A 2,263-nucleotide genomic window follows, 5' to 3' on the forward strand; every position below is an offset into this window, starting at 1 on the left:
GCGCCTGTGGTCTCTCCAAAGGCGTGGTCGGCAAGTACGTCAGCCAGGCCCAGGCGAAGGGCATCACTTGGCCGTTGCCCGAGGATGCTGATGAGGCCTGGCTGGAAGCACGGCTGTTCCCCGTCAAGGCACCGCCCTCACGCTTTGCTGAGCCGGATTACTTCCAGGTTCATCAGGAACTCAAGACCAAGGGCGTTACCCTGCAACTGCTCTGGGCCGAGTACACGGAACGCCACGGCGACAAGGCCTACCGCTACAGCCAATTCTGCCACCACTACCGGCTCTGGCGGGGGCGGCAACGGCGCAGCATGCGCCAGGTTCACCGGGCCGGCGAGAAGGTCTTTATCGATTACTGCGGACCGACCGTGCCGGTGGTGGACCGGAGCACCGGAGAGATGCGTCAGGCCCAGGTCTTTGTCGCCGTGCTTGGCGCCTCCAGCTACACCTTCGCCGAGGCCACCGGGAGCCAGAGCCTGCCGGACTGGATCGCCTCCCACCAACGGATGCTGACGTTCTTCGGCGGGGTGCCGGCACTGCTGGTTCCGGACAACCTCAAGGCAGCGGTCACCAAGGCGGACCGTTACACCCCGAAGATCAACGAGACTTACGCTGAACTGGCTGCTCACTATCAGACGGCGGTGCTGCCCGCGCGTCCCTACAAGCCCAAGGACAAGGCAAAGGCTGAAGCCGCCGTGCTGTTGGTCGAGCGCTGGATCCTGGCCCGGTTACGGCACCAGACGTTCTTCTCTCTGGCCGAGTTGAACGCCGCCATCGCCGCGTTGTTACCAGCGCTGAACCAGCGCCCGTTCCAAGGACGGACAGAGAGTCGTCAAAGCCTGTTCGATGCCCTCGACCGACCGGCACTACGACCACTCCCCGCCACGCCCTACACCTACGCCGAGTGGCGTAAGGCACGGCCGGGTATCGACTATCACATCGAGATCGAGAAGCGGCTATACAGCGTGCCCCACGCCCTGGTGGGGGTGAAGCTGGACGTTCGGGTGACCGACACCTCCGTGGAGGTCATGCACAAAGGGCAGCGAGTGGCGCTACATCCTCGTCATGGTAAGGGCCGCTTCGCCACCCTGACTGAACACATGCCTAAATCGCACCAGGCCCATCAGAACTGGTCACCGGGACGGTTCCTGAACTGGGCCAATGACATCGGCCCCGGCACGCTGGGCGTGGTGCAGAAGCAGCTCAAGGATCGGCCTCATCCGGAACATGGTTACCGCGCCTGCCTGGGACTTCTGAACCTTAGTCGGCGCTACAGTCGTGATCGCCTGGAGCAGGCCTGTGCCCGGGCGCTGGCCATCCACTCCGCCAGTTACCAGAGCATCACCTCGATCCTGAAGCAGGGGCTGGATCAGTTACCGCTGCCGTTGGTCGAGGAGCCACCGGAACTGACCGAGCTGCCGGTTCACACCAACGTTCGCGGCCCCCACTACTACCACTGATCCCGGAGAAACGTATGCTAACGCACAACACCCTCGATACCTTGCGCCACCTCAAGCTGACGGGCATGGGCGATGCCCTGGAACAACAACGCGCCCAACCGGAAACCCACGACCTGGCGTTCGAGGAACGCCTTGCCCTGTTAGTGGATCGGGAGGTGCTGCACCGGGAAAACCGTCGGCTGGACCGGCTGCTCAAGGCCGCCCGCCTGCGCGTGCCGGCGTGCATCGAAGACATCGATTACCGTCATCCCCGGGGACTGGAACGCTCGCGTATGGCGGCCCTGGCGAGCAGCGACTGGATCCGCCAGTCCCTGAACCTGTGCATCACCGGGCCTACCGGTTGCGGCAAGACCTGGCTGGCCTGTGCCCTGGGCAATCAGGCCTGCCGGCAAGGCCTCTCGGTGCGCTACCTGCGAGTGCCGCGCCTGTTCGAGCAGGTGCGCATCGCGCACGGTGATGGTAGCTACGGTCGGCTGATGAACCAGTTGCTGAAGACCAACCTGCTGATCCTGGATGACTGGGGCATGCAGAAGATCACGGCGCAGCAGCGGCAGGACCTGATGGAAGTAATCGAAGACCGACACGGGCGGGGCTCCACCCTCATCGCCAGCCAGTTACCCACGGAGCACTGGCATGACTACATCGGCTCCGCCACGCTGGCAGACGCCATCATGGATCGGCTCCTGCACGGCGCTCACCGACTCAATCTGAAAGGGGAATCACTGAGAAAAACCAACGCACAAAAAACGGAATCGGTTGACCCATCGTGACCGCTCAGCGTACAAAACTCTCTCCAGCGTGAAGGC

At 63.3% G+C, this 2,263-nt stretch carries 2 protein-coding genes; both read left to right on the forward strand.

The annotated features are described in order from the left end of the window. The coding region (gene istA / locus V8L71_RS20490; RefSeq protein ID WP_336275317.1) for an IS21 family transposase at positions 1 to 1,457 on the forward strand (1,457 nt) is incomplete at its 5' end. A gap of 14 nt (positions 1,458 to 1,471) precedes the next feature. Then, entirely contained in the window at positions 1,472 to 2,227 is a 756-nt protein-coding gene (gene istB, locus V8L71_RS20495; RefSeq protein WP_022522218.1) for an IS21-like element helper ATPase IstB, read from the forward strand. Positions 2,228 to 2,263: the final 36 nt, after the last annotated feature.

The organism is Vreelandella indica, from assembly GCF_037070225.1.
Lineage (GTDB): Bacteria > Pseudomonadota > Gammaproteobacteria > Pseudomonadales > Halomonadaceae > Vreelandella > Vreelandella arctica.

Excerpts from the sequence above, each read along its gene's own strand:
- istB (WP_022522218.1), top strand. The coding sequence starts at position 1,472 with ATGCTAACGCACAACACCCTCGATACCTTGCGCCACCTCAAGCTGACG.